The organism is Desulfocurvus thunnarius (assembly GCF_055390965.1).
On sequence record NZ_AP042411.1, the window covers coordinates 1827521 to 1844766 of the forward strand.

A 17246-nucleotide genomic window follows, 5' to 3' on the forward strand; every position below is an offset into this window, starting at 1 on the left:
GACAGCCCTTAAGCCGCCGGAGGCTCATCAACCCGAAGGAGACGCGCCCCGTCCCCAGGCTTCCGCCCCCGCACCAGGCGAGGCGCCGGGCGGCTACAGGGTTCCGGCGGTCAGGGTCATGCTGCCCAGGGGCATGAAGGTGGTGGCCTGGCGCATGGTCAGGTGCAGGCTTTCTCCGGGGCCCAGCTCGAACCCGCTGCCCCACGGGGCCAGGTTATCGCTGGTGGTGGCCAGGATTTTTTCGCGCGGGCCGTTGCTCCAGACATCGAGCAGGCGGTAGCGGCCCAGCGGCAGGGTCGCGCTGCTTCCGGCCAGCCAGGGGACCACGATCTCGCCCGACGGCCCTTCCAGGCGCAGGGCGTGGATTTCCCGGGGCAGGACGCGCAGGGCGAACTCCGAGCGCCGCATGCCGGGCGTTTCGCGGACCACCCGGCAGAGCATGCCGCCGCCCCCGGATTTTTCCAGGTAGCGGCCGATGAAGGTGCCCGTGTCGAGGATGATTTCCTGCCCGGCGTCCTGGCCGTCGTTGCCCCAGGGCTGGCTGACGTAGCCCTTGAGGTTCAGGATTTCCGTTTCCGGGCTCGTGGTGCCCCAGACGCCGTCCAGCACCAGTTGATCGCCCTCCAGGGCGTCCAGGGTGCCGCCTTCCGGCGCAAAGCGCAGTTCCCCGTTGATCCAGCAGGCGAAAAGCACGCCGCCCGTGGCCCGGGGGCCCCGGCCTTCCTGCCAGTCCACGCGTACGCTGCCCACGCGCGCGCCGTCGGCCAGCACGTCCAGCCGGGGGATGGGGGTCAGGGCCAGACGCGGCGCGCCGACGAGGTTCTGCTCGGGCCGGTCGGGGGCGACCACGGCGGGCACGGCTTCGCAGGGCGATCCGCCGCGTTCGGCGCGGGCCTCGATGCGGCTGCCCGGGCCCAGGGCCACGACGCTCTCGCCGTTCAGGCCCAGGTGCTGACCGTTGACCACCACCGACAGCGCTCCCGCGCGCTCGACCTCCGCCTCGCTGAACTGTGGCTCGTCCACGAGCACGCCGTACTGGGCCAGGGTCAGGCAGGTGGCGCGCACCTGCTGGCGGACCTTCCAGCCGAGTTGGCTGATGTTCTTGCTGACCTCGATGGCCAGGGCCGGGATGCCCGCCTCGGACAGGGCGTGGTAGGTCAGCGATTTGCGCTGCTCGGGGTGCGTAGTGCGCGTGGAGAACGTGTCGGTGTTGAACAGCCGGAACTGCCAGGCCGGGACGATGGAGGTGTTGAGCTGGTCGAGCACCGAGGTGGCCACCTGGGCCAGATTGATGCGTCCGGCGTACAACGGCGTGTCGATGATGATGGATTGCCCGTAGCGCCCGGGGTTGCGCAGTCCGTCCACGTAGGTCGGATGGTAGAAGCCCGAGCCCTCGTGCAGGTGGATGAAGGCGTCGGAACGGCGCAGCAGAAAGCGGATGGCCCGGGCCAGCCGGTCCTCGAAGAAGTCGTTGTAGTCCTGGTCGAAGCGGCGGTTGAGGTCCACGTTGATCTGGCGTTTCTTGGCCAGCACCGTGGGCACGTTGGCCCGGGGGATGACGATGAGCCCGCCCTTGCGGACCTTGGCCCGGGTAAGAATCTGCGCGGCCAGATAGCCGGAGACCTCGTCGCCCTGAATGCCGCCCTGGACCATGACCGTGGGCCCGGGCTCGGCGCCTCGCAGGTGGTAGACTTCCAGGGGATACTGGGTGCCCGCGAACAGCGTGAACCGCTCGGGCAGGCCGGTCGCCCGCGCGGGCCCGGCCGATGTCGCCAGCGCCAGGGCCGCCAGCAGGCTAAGACAGAATCCGCGCCAGGGGATAGATATCACTGAAGATGACCTGCCCTTCGTTGTTCTTGATGACCAGGCGCAGGCCGAAGACCTCGCCCCGGGTCAGCCCGGCGGGCAGCCCGAAGGAGGTGGCAATCTGCTTGAAGCGCTGGATCTGGAAGACCAGGTCGCTCTGGTTGAGCTGGGGCTGCTTGTCCTTGCCGTCGTTGGTGACCACGGCCAGGGAGGCGCTGCCCGCGATGGCGTCCTCGGTCTGGAGGTTGTTCAGATTGAAGACCACCTGGATATGCCGTTCGCCGTTGATGCGCGCCTGCATGTTGTCCACGCGCACCTGCTGCATGTCGGTGCGGGTGAAGATACGCGAAAGGTCCACCGGGGGCTGGGGCGGGGCCGGGGGCGTCTTGGCGGTGTCGGGGGTGGCCTGGTCCGAGGGTTCCTTGGCCGCGTTCGACTTGAGAATCTGCTCGATGTTCTTCAACCGCTCCAGCTCGATGTGCAATTCGCGCAATTCACGCTGGGAGGCGGCCTGGTCCTCGCGCAGGACCCGGTTCTCCTTCCAGAAGGTCAGGCCGAAGTACCCGCCCGCGCCGGCGACGGCCAGCAGCACCAGCAGGAAATACAGCGCCAGCTTGAGCCAGAGCGGGGAAACCCGATAGCGGCGCACGGGCGTGTTGTCGCGCATCATCAGGACGTTGTACTTGGCCTTGGAGCTCATCTACAGGGGCCTCCAGTCTTCACGAAGAATCTTCCATCCGGCGCCTTTGGGCACCATGAGCAGGGTCTTGGTCCCCTTGTCCTCGTAGCCGTTCTGGGCCGCGTAGGTCTGCCCGAAGGTCACTTCCACGCCCTCGGGCACCAGGGCGTAGCGCTGGGAACCGAAGACCACGCGCCGGGGCGGGGCCACGGGCCAGATCTGTTCCTTGTGCTCGCGGATGGCCTGTTCCCCCACGCGGTCGCCCTGGACGGCGCCGGGCGCGAAGCAGTTCATGTAGCCCTTCACGTCCGCGCGTTCCCAGGCCTTGCGCCACTTGTCGAGGATCGGGGCGATCTCGGCCTTGGAGCGGGCCAGGAAGGCGTCGTCCAGGGTCACGCCGGTGCGCTCCCATTCGCGGCCCACGATGCGCAGCGCGCCCTTGGGCCCGCGCATCCAATACAGGCGGCTGATGCCCTCGGACACCAGGACCGGGGAGCGGTAGTACTGCCGGAAATAGGTGACCACGTAGTCCGGCCCGGCCAGGGCGCGCACATCGTGGGCCATGACGCGAATCCACGGATAGCGCTCGAACAGGCTGCGCTTCTGGGCCACGAAGCGCGAAAAGTCGCCCTCGCCCTCCTCGGTGTAGGACTTGGGGTCGTAGAATCCGAAAAAGTCCTCGGAACCCGTCTCCCAGGCCCGGGCCCATTTCTCCACAAGGGCCACGGCCTCTTCCATGTCGCGCGTGGCGGCGGGGTCCGCGTCCGTGCGGCGGATCTCCATCTCGCTGGAGATGACCACCGGGGTACCGGGGGGCATGGTCTGGCCAAGGGCCTTGAGGTCCGGAGTATTCATGGCCACGCAGCCGCGCGTGTCGCGCGGAACGAGGTTCTTGCCCCGGCCGTGGATCCAGATGCCGTACCCGGTCTTGCCCTTGAGGCGGTCCACCGGGTTCGGGTAGTTCAGCGGGTAGGCCAGGTTGCCGTAGAGCGTCCAGTCCAGGGGCCGGGCCATGCGCTCATCGACGAAGTACACGCCCTCGGGGGTGCGCAGGTCGCCCATGGACTGCTTGTCTCCGCTGCCCTGCCCCGTGGTGCAGGGAAAGCTCAAGAGCTCCGCCAACGGGCTTTGCCGCCCGTAGAGGTGCAGTTTCTGGGCCGCCTTGTCCACCACCACGAACTTGGGTGGCAGGCTGGAGTGATCGACGATGTTCGCCTTCCACCCCTGACCGATGGCCGGGCCCGCCCAGAACAGGCAGGCGCACAGAGCAGCGAGGATTCGGACCCTTCTCACAACGCTCCTACTTGAATGTCGCCCAGGTGAGTTCGACACGCCCGGCGGGGCCGGCAATGATCAGCGCCAAGGGCCCGGGAGGCACGTCCTGGAAGCGCAGCGTGTAGAAGCTGCGCCAGGGCGTGGCGTACGGGAAGAACGCGGCCAGCTTTTCCTGCGGCCAGAAGTCCCTCTCCATGGGCCTGATTTCCTGGGGGTATAACGTGTTTTCTCCGGAAAGGGCAAACACCTTGAAGCGTTCGCCCCGCAGGGAGAGCTTGTCTGCGCCGCCGGCGGGCGCGGCCAGGGCCAGAACGATTTCCAGCCCCCGCCCGGCGGCGGCGTGCTGGTCGGCCAGGGTCCGGGCGGCTTCGTCGCCGGTCTGGCCGTACAACTCGGCGTACTTGTCGGCAAAGGCTCTGCGCCAGTCGGCGGACTTGAGGGTCGCCGCGGCGGAGAACGCCAGGTTCACCCCGTCGTAGGCCGCACCCGAACGCGTCCAGCGCCGGGTGGTCTGCACATAGGGGTCGGTCATGTCCGGCCACAGCAGGGTGGCCGCCTCGCGCGGGGTGCTCTGGCAGCCCGGGGCCGCCAGGGCCAGGGCCAGGGCCAGAACGAAAAGGATGCTACTGGGCCGCCGCATGGAGCAATTCACTCCTGGTGAAGATGGAGGTCAACTTATACCCGGCCCGGGCCAGGTTGTCGCGCCCGCCTTCCTCGCGGTCGAGCACGCACAGCACGCCGACCACGTCCAGCCCCTCGGCGCGCACGCGCTCCAGGGCCGTGAGCAGCGTCCCGCCGGTGGTCACCACGTCCTCCAGCAGCACGACCTTGTCGCCGGGGGCGAAGTTGGCCATGCCTTCAAGGTACTGGTTGGTGCCGTGGCCCTTGGGCTGCTTGCGCACGATGAACCCGGGCAGGGGCCGGCCCTCGATATGCGAGACCACCGTCACGGCGCTGACCAACGGGTCCGCGCCCAGGGTCATGCCCCCTACGCCTTTGATAGCATAGTCCTGCAGAAGTTCAAGAAACAACCGCCCCAGCAGCCAGGCTCCCTCGGGGTGCAGGGCCGTCTGTTTGCAGTCGAAGTAGTAGTCGCTCTTACGGCCCGAGGTCAGGGTGAAGTCGCCTTCCCGGTAGGATTTTCCCTTGAGCAGCCGGGCCAGGTCGCGGCGCAGGTCCTGCATTTCAGCTCCCGAAGACGCGGTTGAAGATCATGTCCTCGTGTCGCAGGTAATACCCGGAGTCGAAGACCTCGTCCAGTTTCCCTGCGGGCAGCAGCCGTGCGATGTCCGCGTCGGCCCGGGCCTGCTCGGGGAATTGCAGCCCCTGCTCCCAGCAGCGCATGGCCACGCGCTGAACCATCTCGTAGGCCTGCTGGCGGCCGAGGTCGGTTTCCTCCAGCAGGGCCATGAGCACCCGCTGGGAGTAGAACAGCCCGCAGGAGCCCTTGAGGTTGCGCTCGATGTTGGCCGGGATGACCCGCAACCGCCGCAGGACGCCATTCAGCCGCGAAAGCACGTAGTCGGCCAGGATGGTGCTGTCGGGCATGATCACGCGCTCCACGGAGCTGTGGCTGATGTCGCGCTCGTGCCACAGGGCCTGGTTCTCCATGGCCGCCACGGCATTGGTGCGCAACAGGCGCGACAGGCCCGTCAGATTCTCGGCGGAGATGGGGTTGCGCTTGTGGGGCATGGCGCTGGAGCCCTTCTGGCCCTCGGCGAAGCCTTCCTCCACCTCCAGCACCTCGGTGCGCTGCAGGTGGCGCAGCTCGACGCACAGCCGCTCCACGCCTCCGGCCAGCACGGCCAGGGCGGTGAAGAAGGCCGCGTGGCGGTCGCGCTGGATGATCTGGGTCGAGATGGGGTCCACCTCCAGGCCCAGGATTTCGCAGGCCAGGCGCTCGACCTCGGGGTTCAGGTGGGCGTAGGTGCCCACGGCGCCGGAAATCTTGCCCACGCGCACGCCCTGCCGGGCGGCGGCGAAGCGCTCCTTGTGGCGGCTCATCTCGGCGTAGAACCCGGCCAGCTTCAGGCCGTAGCTGGTGGGCTCGGCGTGGATGCCGTGGGTGCGGCCCATGCACAGCAGGCCCTTGTGGCGGTGGGCCATTTCCTTGAGCGTTTCCAGCAGTTCGTCCAGGCTGCGGGCGATGATGCGCGCGGCGCGGTCGAGCAGCACGCCGTTGGCGGTGTCCACGATGTCCGAGGACGTGCATCCCAGGTGGATGAAGCGCGCGGCGGGGCCGACCTTCTCCTCCACCGCCGTGAGGAAGGCGATCACGTCGTGGCGGGTGCGCTCCTCGATCTCCAGGATGCGCGGCAGGTCGAAATCGGCCTTGGCGCGGATCTCGGCCATTTCGGCGGCGGGGATGACGCCCAGGCGTGTCCAGGCCTCGCAGACGGCCAGTTCCACTTCCAGCCAGACCCGGAAACGGTTTTCCAGGGTCCACAGGCTGCCCATTTCGGGGCGGGTGTAGCGGTCGATCATGGGGATTGTATCCAGGGCTGCGGTTGGGGTGGACCGGGGGGGCCGGTGTCCAAAAAAAAGGCAGCCGTGGCTGCCTGTTGCCGCTACGGCTGCGCGGCTGCTCCATCCGACTTGGCGACTTTGGCCTGCGCCTTGGGGGGCGAGGCGGGGGCGCTGTCGGCCTTGGCGGTCTTGGCGGGCTTGTCCGCCACTCCCGGCGCGTCCGCCTTCGCCGCCGCGCCGTTGCCGTTGCCGCCCTCGGTGTCGGCCTTGGCGCTGCCGTGGCTGGAGCGGCCGTTGGCGTAGTCGGTCACGTACCAGCCCGTGCCTTTGAGCACGAAGGACGTGTTGGAGATGATGCGCTGGGATTCACAGCCGCACACCGGGCAGGGCACGGTGTGCTCGGCGTGGTCGCGCTGCCACTCCTCGAAAATCTGTTCGCATTCGTTGCAGCGGTACTCGTAGATAGGCATTGATATCACCCCTTCTGCGGCAAGTTTTCCGGGCTGTCGGATAAGCATGTCGCACAAGGCTGTCAACTGGCGCGGGTCCATGTGGGCCGCGGCTTGCGCGGCGGCGGCCCGCCCTGCGCCCCGGGCGGGCCGTCCCGGCTCGGGCCGGGAATACCCTATCTGCCCGCGCCGGCCTTGGCTTCGCGGATGCGCTCCTTGCGGGCTTCCTTCCTGCGCTTGCGGCGGCGGTCCAGCTCTTTCTTGCGCTCGTGCTTCTTGTGGGCCATTATGCGTACCTCCGAAAAGATGGGTGTTTGGCGAAACGGGCCAAAAGAGTCTGTCTAGCCGCAAACAGCGCGCTTGTAAAGCCCGGCCTAGCGGCGCTCCTCCTGGCGGGCCATGTATCCGGCCAACCCGGCCAGGATGAAATAATTCTTGTTCACGCCCAGGACGTATTCGACCGTCTCGCGGCCGATGCTCCGGGCGGCCAGATGCTCCACGGCGCCGAACCAGCGGTCGGGGTCCAGGCCGTGGTCCGGGGCCTCGCGGCGCAGTTGCTGGATGCGCGTGGGCCCCGCGTTGTAGGCCGCCAGGGCGAAATTCATGCGCGCGGCGGGCTCGAGCCCGGCCTGGGCGAAGACCTCGTCGCGCAGGTGGGCCAGATAGGCCGCCCCGGCGAGAATGTTGCCCTCGGGGGTGGCGATGTCCGCCCCGTCCCCGGCGGCCCGGGCCGTGGCGGGCAAAAGCTGCATCACGCCCACGGCCCCCGCCGGGCTGACCTTGCCCTGGTCCAGGCGCGATTCCTGGTAGGCCAGGGCGGCCAGGCGCAGCCAGTCGAACCCGTAGCGCTCGGCGGCGCCACGCAGGTACGGCTCCATTTCGCGCAGGCGGCCCATATCCTCCTGCCCGGGCGGCGCGCCGGGCAGGGCCTCGGGGGCCAGGTAGCGGCGCTGGAGCACATTGCCCAGGAAGGACCCCTGGCGCACCGTGGCCGCGAAGGCGTCCAGGGCGCGCAGCAGCTCCGGGCTGCCCGCGCGCACGGCCCAGCCCAGGGCCAGGCCGTCGCGCACGGCCAGATCCTCGCGCACGCGCAGCCCGGGCAGGGCCTCGGCCCAGACCCGCGCCAGATGCAGCTCGACCACCGCCCGGGGCCACACCCCGGCCTGGACCAGTTCCAGCACGTCGCCCGCGCGCATGTAGTCCTCGGCGCGGCGCACACGCACTCCGGCCAGCCCCCGGGCCTCCAGGGCCCGGCCCAGGTCGGCCACGGCGTCGTGCCCCGGGCCGCCCGCCTCCACGTACACCGTCCGCCCGGCCAAATCGTCCAGCCCCGCCAGGGGCGCGGCGCCCGGCCCCTCGACCACCACCAGGGCGACCCCGGTCATGTAGGGCCGGGAGTAGGCCAATCCCGGCTCGGGCTCCCCGGGCACGATCAGCCCGGCGGCCACCACGTCGCCCAGCCCGCCGCCCAGGGCGGCCAGCAGCTCCCCGCGCTCCCCGGGCACGAAGACCAGGGCCAGCTTGTCCTGCGCCCGGGCCGCCCGGGCCGCCCCCGCGTTGAGGTGCTCCTCGAAGGCGCGCATCATTTCGTATTCCAGGCCGCGCAGGTCGCCGCCGTCCACGTAGAACTCGGGGTGCGCGTAGCTGACCAGCACGCGCAGGAAGCGCCGCCCGGCGCGGATGTCCGGCAGGTCGCCCGTCCAGGGCCGGGCCAGGGGGCCCAGGCGCCGGTCGAGCAGGGCGCCGTCCTCGATGTGCCGGTCCGGGCCGAACCACTGCGGCCGCAGCACCAGGGCCAGCAACAGCGCGGCCAGGGCCCCAAGGACGAAAAACGGCCACCCCCGGGCCGCCAGGCGCCTCACCGCACCGCCTCGGCGCAGCCGCGCCGCGGGGTGCCGTCCAGGGTCAACTCCACGGTAAAGTCGAAGGCCTCGCCGCTCATGTCGTCCACGCAGGGCCCGGCCAGGACGCGCACCTCCAGGCTGTGCCCCGCGGCCCGGGCGCGCCAGACGCGCTCGGCGCCGCCCCCCCGCACCTCGGGGGCGGCGGCGGGGAAGGCGAGCCGCGTCCGGCCGTAATCGTCCGCCAGATACAGCCGCTCGGGGCCGATCTCCAGGGTCCAGCCCGGTTCGTTGCCCGTCGCGCGCAACGTGGCCCCGCGCCGCCGGGCGTCCTCGCGCCAGGAGCGGCGGGGGTCCTCGCGGCACAGGGCCTCGGCACCGGCCGCATCGTAGTATGCCTGGGAGCCCTTGATCCAGAACTGGCGCCCCGGGGCCACGTAGCGCGCGCCCGAGGCCGAGATGGCCACGCGAAACGCCGTGGCGCCGCCCGGCCCCTCCATGACCATGCCGCCGTCGTCGTCGAAGGTGGTGGTCAGCTCCGCCGGGCCGGGGTCGCAGGTCCAGAGCGCCGTACGCGGCATCTCGCCGGGCGGGAGCTGGGGAACCCGGGCGCAGCCCGCCAGCGCCGGGAGCAGCGCCGCCAGGGTCACCAGGGCGGCCAGGGTCCGTCTCGCGTCGCGGCCAGGGTGCATCGGGCCCTCCTCGTTCGTTCAGGGTCTGCCCTATTCTACCCCGGGGCGCCGGGCGCGGCAACACGCGTTCGCGCCTGCGCCGGGGCCGAACGCGGCCAGATGCGACCGAAACGGCAACGCCCGAGGGCCGGGAAGACCCTCGGGCGAGACAGGTTATCAGAGCGTGTGGTTAAGCCATTTATTCCGGTGCCCCGGCGGGGCCTGCACCGGGCTTCAATCCTTCCGGCCCTGCCCCAGGCGCCTGCGGGCGAACTCGCCCAGGACCATGGCCCCGGCCTGGGCCACGTTCAGGGAATCGAAGGGCCGGGCCATGGGGATGGTCACGCGCAGGGTGGCGCGCTTGAGCACGCCGGGGCGCACGCCCTTTTCCTCGTTGCCGAGCACGAGCACCGCCGGGGTCCGCAGAGGCGCGTCGTACAGGGACACGGCTTCGGGCCCGGCCACCGTGGCGCAGACCTCCCAGCCCTGGTCCAGAGCCTGGTCCAGGGCACGGGCGAGGTTGACCTCGCGGGCCACGGGCAGCCGGGCCAGGGCGCCGGCGCTGGCCTTGGCCGCCGCCCCGCCCAGGAAGGCCGTACGGTCCCGGGGCACGACCAGCCCGACCCCGCCCAGGGCGTAAAGCGTGCGCGCCAGGGCGCCGACGTTGCCGGGGTCCTGCACCTGGTCCAGCGCCAGGAGCACGGGCAGGGGCGCCTCGCGCCCCGCGCGCAGCAACGTCGTGAAGTCCGCATAGTCCGCCTCGCGCACCCGGGCCGCCACGCCCTGGGTGTTGCCCGAAAACAGACGCTCCAGCTCGCTGCGCTCCACCAACCGGAAGCGCACCCGGGCATGCTTGCAAATTTCCACGATTTGTGAAATTTCAGGACCGCGGGCCCCCTTCTGGAGAAAGACGGTATCCACCCTCCCGGGTGCGGCATCCAGAAGTTCCAAGACGGGCTTGCGGCCGGGGACGACGCTGTCCTGGCCCGGTTCCTGGATAGTTTTCATGCTCTTTTCCTTTGTGGACGAGGCGGTTGACCAAGGCAGACCCTGCCCATGGAGGCGGGTCGTTGTCCATAATTTTCTTGACGGGCGTCAAAATTCTTTAGACCTTTTCTAGAATCTTTCCGGGACTGCCCGTTTTCACCCGGCCAACCTCAAGAGAACGGAAAGCAAAGCGTATGCACAAACCCCTGGTCCGCGCAATCGCGCCCGTACTGTTCGCGGTGCTGCTCCTGGCGGCCCTGCCCGGATGCGCCGTGAAGAAACCGGTGGCGGACGCGGACCTCTCCGCCCCGCCCGCGGGAAACGCCGCCACCCGGGAAGACGCCCAGGACGACGGCACCGCCGCCGAACTTTCCCCGGATGGCAGACTCGACCCCCTCGCCGACGACCAGGCCCTCGACGAACCCGACGGCACCGAACTGACCCTCCAGGAGCGCCAAGCCCTGGAAAGCGACGCGGACACCGCCTTCGAACTGGACGAGCGCGACACCGAAGAGGTCCGGGCCTATTTCACCTATTTCACCCACAAGGGCCGCAAGCATTTCGAGGCCTGGCTCAAGCGCTCGGAGCGCTATCTGCCTTACGTGCGCCGCGTGTTCGCCGAGCGCGGGCTGCCCCACGAGCTGGTCTACCTGCCCTTCGTGGAAAGCGGCTACAACACCGCCGTGCGCTCCCGCGCCGGGGCCCAGGGCCTGTGGCAGTTCATGCCCTTCACGGGCAAGAAGTACGGCCTGCACGTGGGCTGGTGGCTGGACGAGCGCAACGACCCCTACAAGGCCACCCACGCCGCCGCCGACTACCTGACCAAGCTCTACGGCGACTTCGGCGACTGGTATCTGGCCCTGGCGGCCTACAACGCGGGCGAGGGCCGCGTGGCCAAGGCCATCGCGCGCAGCGGCTGCACCGACTTTTTCGAACTGTCGCAGATGAAGCAGGACCGCACCAAGGCCGGGCGGCGGCTCTACTACCTGCCCCAGGAAACCCGCCACTACGTGCCCAAGCTCATGGCCGTCATCAAGATCGTGCGCAACCTCGAGGCCCTGGGTTTCGAGAAGCCCGACTGGACCGGACCGGACACCGTGGCCTCGGTGCAGATCCCGCCCAAGACCGACCTGCGCGCCCTGGCCAAGCACCTGGGCATGTCCTGGGATGAGTTCAAGGTCCACAACCCGGCCTTCCTCGAAGCGGGCAGCCACCCCGACAAGCATTCCACCGTCTACCTGCCCGACGAGGCGCTGGTGCCCCAGGCCGTGGCCTGGGCCTCGGGCAAGAGCTTCAAGGAGTTCGGCGGCTACTACACCTTCTACAAGGTCAAAAGCGGCGACTCCTGGTACCGCATCTCCAACCGCTTCGGCGTGCCCGTCTCCGTGCTCAAGAACTACAACAGCGTGAACTCGAATCTCATCCGCCCGGGCCAGGTGCTCAAGGTGCCCGGCAAGGGCGAGGCGGGCATGACCGCCGAGCGGATGAAGAAGCAGGGCCCCAGCGCCGAAAAAGGCTCCACGGGCAAGAAATCCGTGCGCCAACTGGCCCAGTCGCGCTCCAACTACGTGATCCAGCCCGGCGACTCGCTGTGGGCCGTGGCCAAGAAATACAACACCACCCCCGCGAACCTCGCCGCCGCCAACGGCATCACCACCAGGACCACCCTCAAGGTCGGCCAGCGCCTGTACATCCCCGACCAGGGCCTGCTGGCCGCCAAGCAGTCGCGCAAGGAAGCCGCGCGGGCCAAGTCCGCGATCTCCTACAAGGTCCAGTCCGGCGACACCCTGTATTCCATCGCCAAGCGCTTCGGGGTCAGCACCGACTCCATCCTGACCTGGAACAACCTGTCCTCCCCGCGCATCTACCCCGGGGACAGCCTGAAGCTCTACCAGTAGCCCTCGGGCCGGACGGCACGCGAAAGCCCGGGCGACGGAGGATTCCGTCGCCCGGGCTTTCGCTTTGCCGCGCGGGCGGGGCAGGGGGCTTGCGTGGGCGGGCCGTCTCCCGGCTAGCGCCACGCGGTCAGGGGCGCGCCGTCGAGGCCCGTGGCCGCCAGCAGCTCGGCATGGACCGTGGGCGTGCCCGGGCCCCCGCGCGTCTCCTCGGTCCTGACCAGCAGCCCGTCGCTGGCGCGGTACCAGTAGAGCGAGCTCCAGAACAGCCCGCGCACCCCGGGCACCGTGTACTTCACGCGCACGGCCCGCACCGCCGCGCCGCCCACGTCGATAACCTCGACGCCCTGGCGGATGGCCTTCAGCAGCACCACCTGCTCGTCTTCGGGCTTGCTGACGTGGAAGAGCACCTCGGGCTCGCCCGAGAGCACGAAAGCCCGCAGCAGGAGCACCGAGCCGTACCAGGGCGCCTCCAGGGGGAAGGAGCGGTCCACCGCGCGGCCCCCCAGGGTGCCCGTCAGGCGCAGGGCGTCGCCCCGGCGCTCCATGGCCAGCGCGTCGCCGCTGGCTGGGTCGTGGTATTCCTCGCGCACGGTGCCCAGGTCCGCGTCGCAGACGATGACCCGGTTCACGCCCCGCTCGTGCAAGCTGATGCGCCAGCCGCCGCCGGGGCCGGGCTCAAGCAGGTATTCTTTGGAAGCCTGCCCGGCGGTGCTGGTTTCGGCATAGACCAGCCGCAGCGGCGCCTCGACGACGGCCCGGGCGCCCACGGTGAAAAACAGCAACGCCATGACGGCCGCCAGCAGGCGCGGAACGGATAGGAAAACGCGACGCGGCATGGGACCTCGCGGGGAAGGGTGGCGGTAGGGACACCGCGTTGCATGGCATACCCAGGTTACGGCGGTGTGACAAAAGCCACGCGAATGGCATTTCGGGCGGGCCCTGCGGGCAAACGAACCGGACGGCGCGCGGGACGGCCGAAGGACGCGCGAGGACGCCCGCCTGTCTGCGGATCGATCCGCCGAAGAATGCACGTCAACACGTCAAGAAAGAATATGTTTTCAAAATACATACATTTTGTAATACAAAAAGGAAACATGCGACATCGTTCCTCGCGATCCCTTTCATGCACAAAAAGAGCCCCCCGGCAGATGCCGGGGGGCCTGTGGCTTTGGCCCTGTAAGAGGGGGGGGGACTACAGCGCCTGAGCCGGGGTGATTGCGTCGATGCCGAAGGCTTCGCCCACGGCGGGGCAGGTCAGGGTGCCCTTGTGGGTGTTCAGGCCCAGCAGCAGGGCATTGTCGGCGCGCAGGGCGTCGAAGCCCTTGTCGGCCAGCTTGATGGCGTAGGGCAGGGTCTGGTTGGCCAGGGCGAAGGTCGAGGTACGCGGCACCGCGCCGGGCATGTTGGTCACGCCGTAGTGGACCACGTTGCCCACGAGATAGGTCGGGTCCTTGTGGGTGGTGGGCTTGATGGTCTCGATGCAGCCGCCTTGGTCGATGGCCACGTCCACGACGACCGAGCCGTCCTTCATGGTCTTGATCATGTCGGCGGTGACCAGCTTGGGCGCCTTGGCGCCGGGGATGAGCACGCAGCCGATGAGCAGGTCGGCGAACTGCACGGCCTTGCGGATGTTCGGCTCGGTGGAGGACACGGTGACCAGCCGCCCGCCGAACACGTCGTCCATGTAGGTCAGGCGCTTGTGGTTGATGTCGATGACCGTGACCTGGGCGCCCAGGCCCAGGGCCATCTTGGCCGCGTTGGCGCCGACCACGCCCGCACCGAGGATGACCACGGAGCCGGGGGTCACGCCGGGCACGCCGCCCAGCAGAATGCCGCGCCCGCCCTGGGATTTCTCCAGGTAGTGCGCGCCGACCTGCGCGGCCATGCGCCCGGCCACTTCGGACATGGGCGTCAGCAACGGCAGGGAGCCGTCAGGCAACTGCACGGTCTCGTAGGCGATGGAGGTCGTGCCCGCGTCCAGCAGGGCCTTGGTCAGCTTCTCCTCGGCGGCCAGGTGCAGGTAGGTGAACAGCAGCAGGTCGTTGCGCAAGAAGCCGTACTCCTCGGCCACCGGCTCCTTGACCTTCACGACCATCTGCGCGCCCCAGGCCGCCTCGCGGGAAACCAGGGAGGCGCCGGCCGCCTCGTACTCGGCGTCGGCCAGGCCGCTGCCCAGGCCCGCGCCTGCTTCCACCAGCACGGTGTGCCCGCGCCGGACCAGGGTTTCCACGCCGCCCGGAGTCATGGAGACCCGGTTCTCCAACGTCTTGATTTCTTTGGGAACACCAATGATCATGGGATCCACCTCGCAGAAAGGATTGTGGTTTGCCGCCGCGCCGCGCGGTGGCCGTGCAGGCCCGGTCTAGTCCTGCCCGAAAAACCTTCGGCGCACCGCCCGGGGCAGGGGCACCCACTTGCGCTTGGCCTTCATGACCATGAAGGACTCGCTGGCCGCCACCCCGCCGATGGCCGAAAGCTCATCGTTGATGAACGTGTAGAGATCGTCGGTGCCTTCGGGCAGCAGGACTTCGACCATGATGTCGTAGCGCCCCGTGACCACGGCCGCCCAGTTCACCTTGTCCAGGGCCGACACCTTCTGGAGCATGTCGTCCATCTTGCTGTGCGTCTCCACCGTGATGCCCACGAAGGCGACCTCCAGCCCCTTGATGCGGAACGGGTCCACCAGCCCGGCGACGCGCAGCACGCCCGCCGCCATAAGGTTCTTCATCCGCGAGCGCACCGTGGGGCTCGTGACCCCCAGCCGCTCGGACACCTTGCCCGCCGAAAGCTGGCCATCCTCGGCCAGCACGGCCAGCAATCTGCGGTCCTGCCGCTCCAAAGTGAACTTTTCGTCCCTGGCCATCGCAAAAGGCTCCTGAAAAAATCGATCGCCGAGAATTTTCTAAACAGAAAATTCAACCCCTGTCAATTCGACAAACCACAAAATCTATCGGGCACATTTGCCCCTTCCTTTCGGCTGCCCCTGGCGCGGCGGTCAGCCCGCCCGAGTATGCCGCACCCCCGCCGCGCCCGCAACCAGGAGCGGGGCGAAAGGAAGGCGGGGAGGGCGAAGGAGGAAAAATCGCATGAGGATGGGCGAAAAGACCGGGATCGGGCAACGCGCCGACAGGCGCCGTGACGGCGAGGACATTGCACCGTGACGCCCCCGGCGCGCGCAGGCCGGGTGCCGACCGCCCGGCCTCAGAAGCGCAGGGCGCGCAGGGTGTCCCAGGCCAGGCGCTTGGCCTGGGCGTCGCCGCCGAGCAGCTCCTCCGGGCCGGGCAGGGCCAGGACGGTGCGCGCGTCCAGGCGGTGGGTGCCGGGGGCGTAGCGCTGGCGGGGGAAGAGCACCTCGAACGCGCGCGGGCCGAAGCAGACGATGGTGCCCGCCCCGGTTTCGCCCACGCCGCGCAGGAAGGAGCCCTTGTTGGCCAGAAGCTGGCCCTGGTGCTCGAAGGAAAGAGGCCAGAAGGCCACGCTGTTGGGCGGCCAGTGCAGGGCCTTGATGATATTGCGGAACAGTTCGCGGCGCGCCGGGTCGGGCCGGGGGCCGAAATCGACGGCAAGCTCCCAATAGGTCCAGACGGTACGGCTGGGCGCGGCGAGCTTGGGGCGGAACTGCTCCCAGGGGAAGACGGCCAGGGGACCGCCCGGGACCGCCGAAGGGGGTGGGGGAGGGACGGCGGCTTCAGGGGCCTGGGCGCCGCGCGGGGGCTGCGGCTTGGCGGCCCCGGCGCCGCGCGGGGCTTCGGGGGCACCGGCCGCGCGCGGACGGGGAGGAGGCCCGCCGGACGCGGAGCGCGCCGCAGGGGCCGGAGCCTGGACGGGCCGGGCGGGCCCTGGCGTGGCGAACGCGGCTGGCGCGGGGCGCAGGGCGGCAACGTCCTGCGTGCACAGAACGTGATGCAGGCCCAGGTCGTGCCAGATGCGCAGGTCCTCGCTCAGGACGAGAGCGCGAGCATCCAATCCCAAATCCTCCAGGCCACCTCGGTCTTGGGCAGCACGGGCCAGCGCTCGGTCCGGCCCTGGGCGTCCAGGGCCAGAACGCCGTTGGTCGGCGCGGCAAAGCCGCAGCCGGGCGCGGTCACGTCGTTGGCGATGATCAGGTCCAGATTCTTGCGCTGGAGCTTGCCCCGGGCCTGGGCCTCCATGGCCTGCGCATCGGCGGCCTCGGCGGCGAAGCCGCACAGGCGCTGGCCCTTCGTGCGCGCGCGGCCCATGGCTGCCAGGATGTCCGGATTCGGCGCGAAGGCCACGGCCAGCCCGCCGGATTCCTTTTTGAACTTGCCCGGGCCGAACGGCTCGGGGCGGAAATCGGCAACGGCGGCGGTGCAGCAGGCCCAGTGCGCGACGGGAAAGAGATCCATGGCCGCCTGATGCATTTCCAGGGCCGAGGTCACGTCCACACGCTCGATGCCGGGCGGCAGCCACAGGCCGACCGGCCCGCACACGGCACGCACCCGCGCCCCGCGCAGCCACGCCGCCACGGCCAGGGCCGCGCCCATGGTCCCGGTGCTGGGGTTGCTCCAGTAGCGCACGCAGTCGAAATACTCGCGGGTCGGCCCCAGGGTCAGCAGCACGTCGATGCCCGCGAGATCCTGCTTCGTGACCGCGCGCAGGGCCAGGGCGAAGATTTCCTCCAGGGGTGCGAAGCGCCCCCGGCCCTCCTCGCCGCAGGCCATTTCGCCGCAGGCGGGCCCGGCGAAGACCGCGCCGCGCTCCCGGAGCAGGTCGCAGTTGGCGCGGGTGGCCGGGGCGTTCCACAGCCGGGGGTTCATGGCCGGGGCGATCACCAGCGGCCCCGGGAAGGCCAGGGCCTGGCAGGACAACTGGTCGTCGGCCAGCCCGTGGGCCAGCCGGGCCAGGGTGTTGGCCGTGGCCGGGGCGACGAGCATGGCGTCGGCGCTCTGGCCGGGCTCCAGGTGGGCAAAGGGCCCCTGGGCGGGGTCGAACATGGGCCCGTAGACCGGGGCGGCACCCAGCGCCTCGAAGCCCAGGCGCGAGACGAAACGCTCGGCGCTGGCCGTCAGCGTGGCGCCGACGCCGAGCCCCGTGCCCGTAAGCAGGCGCAGAAGTTCCAAGGCCTTGTAGGCCGCCACGCTGCCGCATACGCCCAGGTGCAGACGGCGGCCCAGGTAGCCCGTGAATGCGAGATGCGACTGCATGGCGTGTCC

The 17246-nt window shown here is 69.6% G+C and carries 16 protein-coding genes; 1 reads left to right on the top strand and 15 read right to left on the bottom strand.

Annotated features, from left to right (window positions below; all coding sequences use genetic code 11):
• Nucleotides 1-93: 93 nt before the first annotated feature.
• The 10 genes from ACZ5KV_RS07905 to ACZ5KV_RS07950 form a co-directional block, all read right to left on the bottom strand.
• Entirely contained in the window at nt 94-1830 is a 1737-nt protein-coding gene (locus ACZ5KV_RS07905) for a M14/M99 family metallopeptidase (RefSeq protein ID WP_464238760.1), read from the bottom strand.
• Nucleotides 1796-2506: a hypothetical protein gene (locus ACZ5KV_RS07910; protein WP_464238761.1), complete on the bottom strand. Its 711-nt coding sequence runs from the start codon at nt 2504-2506 to the stop codon at nt 1796-1798. Before ACZ5KV_RS07910 ends, ACZ5KV_RS07905 begins: the two co-directional genes overlap by 35 nt.
• Complete coding sequence (locus tag ACZ5KV_RS07915; protein ID WP_464238762.1) at nt 2507-3778, bottom strand: L,D-transpeptidase family protein; 1272 nt, start codon at nt 3776-3778, stop codon at nt 2507-2509. It lies immediately after the preceding gene.
• Between the two features lie 7 nt (nt 3779-3785).
• On the bottom strand, nt 3786-4400 hold the full coding sequence (locus ACZ5KV_RS07920) for a hypothetical protein (protein ID WP_464238763.1): 615 nt from the start codon (nt 4398-4400) through the stop codon (nt 3786-3788).
• On the bottom strand, nt 4384-4944 hold the full coding sequence (gene pyrE / locus ACZ5KV_RS07925) for an orotate phosphoribosyltransferase (protein WP_464238764.1): 561 nt from the start codon (nt 4942-4944) through the stop codon (nt 4384-4386). Before pyrE ends, ACZ5KV_RS07920 begins: the two co-directional genes overlap by 17 nt.
• Nucleotide 4945: 1 nt before the next feature.
• Nucleotides 4946-6244: an adenylosuccinate lyase gene (purB, locus tag ACZ5KV_RS07930; RefSeq protein WP_464238765.1), complete on the bottom strand. Its 1299-nt coding sequence runs from the start codon at nt 6242-6244 to the stop codon at nt 4946-4948.
• Nucleotides 6245-6327: 83 nt separating this feature from the next.
• Nucleotides 6328-6696, bottom strand: coding sequence for an FmdB family zinc ribbon protein (locus ACZ5KV_RS07935; protein WP_464238766.1), 369 nt, complete (start codon nt 6694-6696; stop codon nt 6328-6330).
• Between the two features lie 353 nt (nt 6697-7049).
• Complete coding sequence (locus ACZ5KV_RS07940) at nt 7050-8537, bottom strand: MltF family protein (RefSeq protein ID WP_464238767.1); 1488 nt, start codon at nt 8535-8537, stop codon at nt 7050-7052.
• Nucleotides 8534-9208 (bottom strand): COG3650 family protein, encoded by a 675-nt coding sequence (locus tag ACZ5KV_RS07945; protein WP_464238768.1) that lies wholly within the window; start codon nt 9206-9208, stop codon nt 8534-8536. Before ACZ5KV_RS07945 ends, ACZ5KV_RS07940 begins: the two co-directional genes overlap by 4 nt.
• A gap of 213 nt (nt 9209-9421) precedes the next feature.
• Nucleotides 9422-10195 (bottom strand): TrmH family RNA methyltransferase, encoded by a 774-nt coding sequence (locus ACZ5KV_RS07950; protein WP_464238769.1) that lies wholly within the window; start codon nt 10193-10195, stop codon nt 9422-9424.
• A gap of 173 nt (nt 10196-10368) precedes the next feature.
• Between ACZ5KV_RS07950 and ACZ5KV_RS07955 the strand changes: the two genes are divergently transcribed.
• The gene (locus ACZ5KV_RS07955; protein ID WP_464238770.1) at nt 10369-12072 is read left to right on the top strand and encodes a LysM peptidoglycan-binding domain-containing protein; all 1704 of its coding nucleotides are present in this window, start codon (nt 10369-10371) and stop codon (nt 12070-12072) included.
• A gap of 113 nt (nt 12073-12185) precedes the next feature.
• On the opposite strand, the gene ACZ5KV_RS07960 is transcribed toward ACZ5KV_RS07955, so the two are convergent.
• The 5 genes from ACZ5KV_RS07960 to coaBC all read right to left on the bottom strand — a co-directional run bounded on the left by ACZ5KV_RS07960 (nt 12186) and on the right by coaBC (nt 17237).
• On the bottom strand, nt 12186-12860 hold the full coding sequence (locus ACZ5KV_RS07960) for a hypothetical protein (RefSeq protein WP_464238771.1): 675 nt from the start codon (nt 12858-12860) through the stop codon (nt 12186-12188).
• A 404-nt stretch (nt 12861-13264) separates the two neighbouring features.
• Nucleotides 13265-14368 carry an alanine dehydrogenase gene (gene ald, locus ACZ5KV_RS07965; protein ID WP_464238772.1) on the bottom strand — a complete coding sequence of 368 codons (1104 nt, stop codon included), beginning with the start codon at nt 14366-14368 and terminating at the stop codon, nt 13265-13267.
• A gap of 66 nt (nt 14369-14434) precedes the next feature.
• Nucleotides 14435-14935, bottom strand: a complete 501-nt coding sequence (locus ACZ5KV_RS07970) for an Lrp/AsnC family transcriptional regulator (protein WP_464238773.1) — start codon at nt 14933-14935, stop codon at nt 14435-14437.
• Nucleotides 14936-15273: 338 nt separating this feature from the next.
• Entirely contained in the window at nt 15274-16038 is a 765-nt protein-coding gene (locus ACZ5KV_RS07975) for a hypothetical protein (protein WP_464238774.1), read from the bottom strand.
• A complete protein-coding gene (coaBC, locus tag ACZ5KV_RS07980) occupies nt 16014-17237 on the bottom strand; it encodes a bifunctional phosphopantothenoylcysteine decarboxylase/phosphopantothenate--cysteine ligase CoaBC (RefSeq protein WP_464238775.1) in 1224 nt (407 codons plus the stop codon). The genes ACZ5KV_RS07975 and coaBC overlap by 25 nt, the downstream gene beginning before the upstream one ends.
• Between the last annotated feature and the right edge of the window lie 9 nt (nt 17238-17246).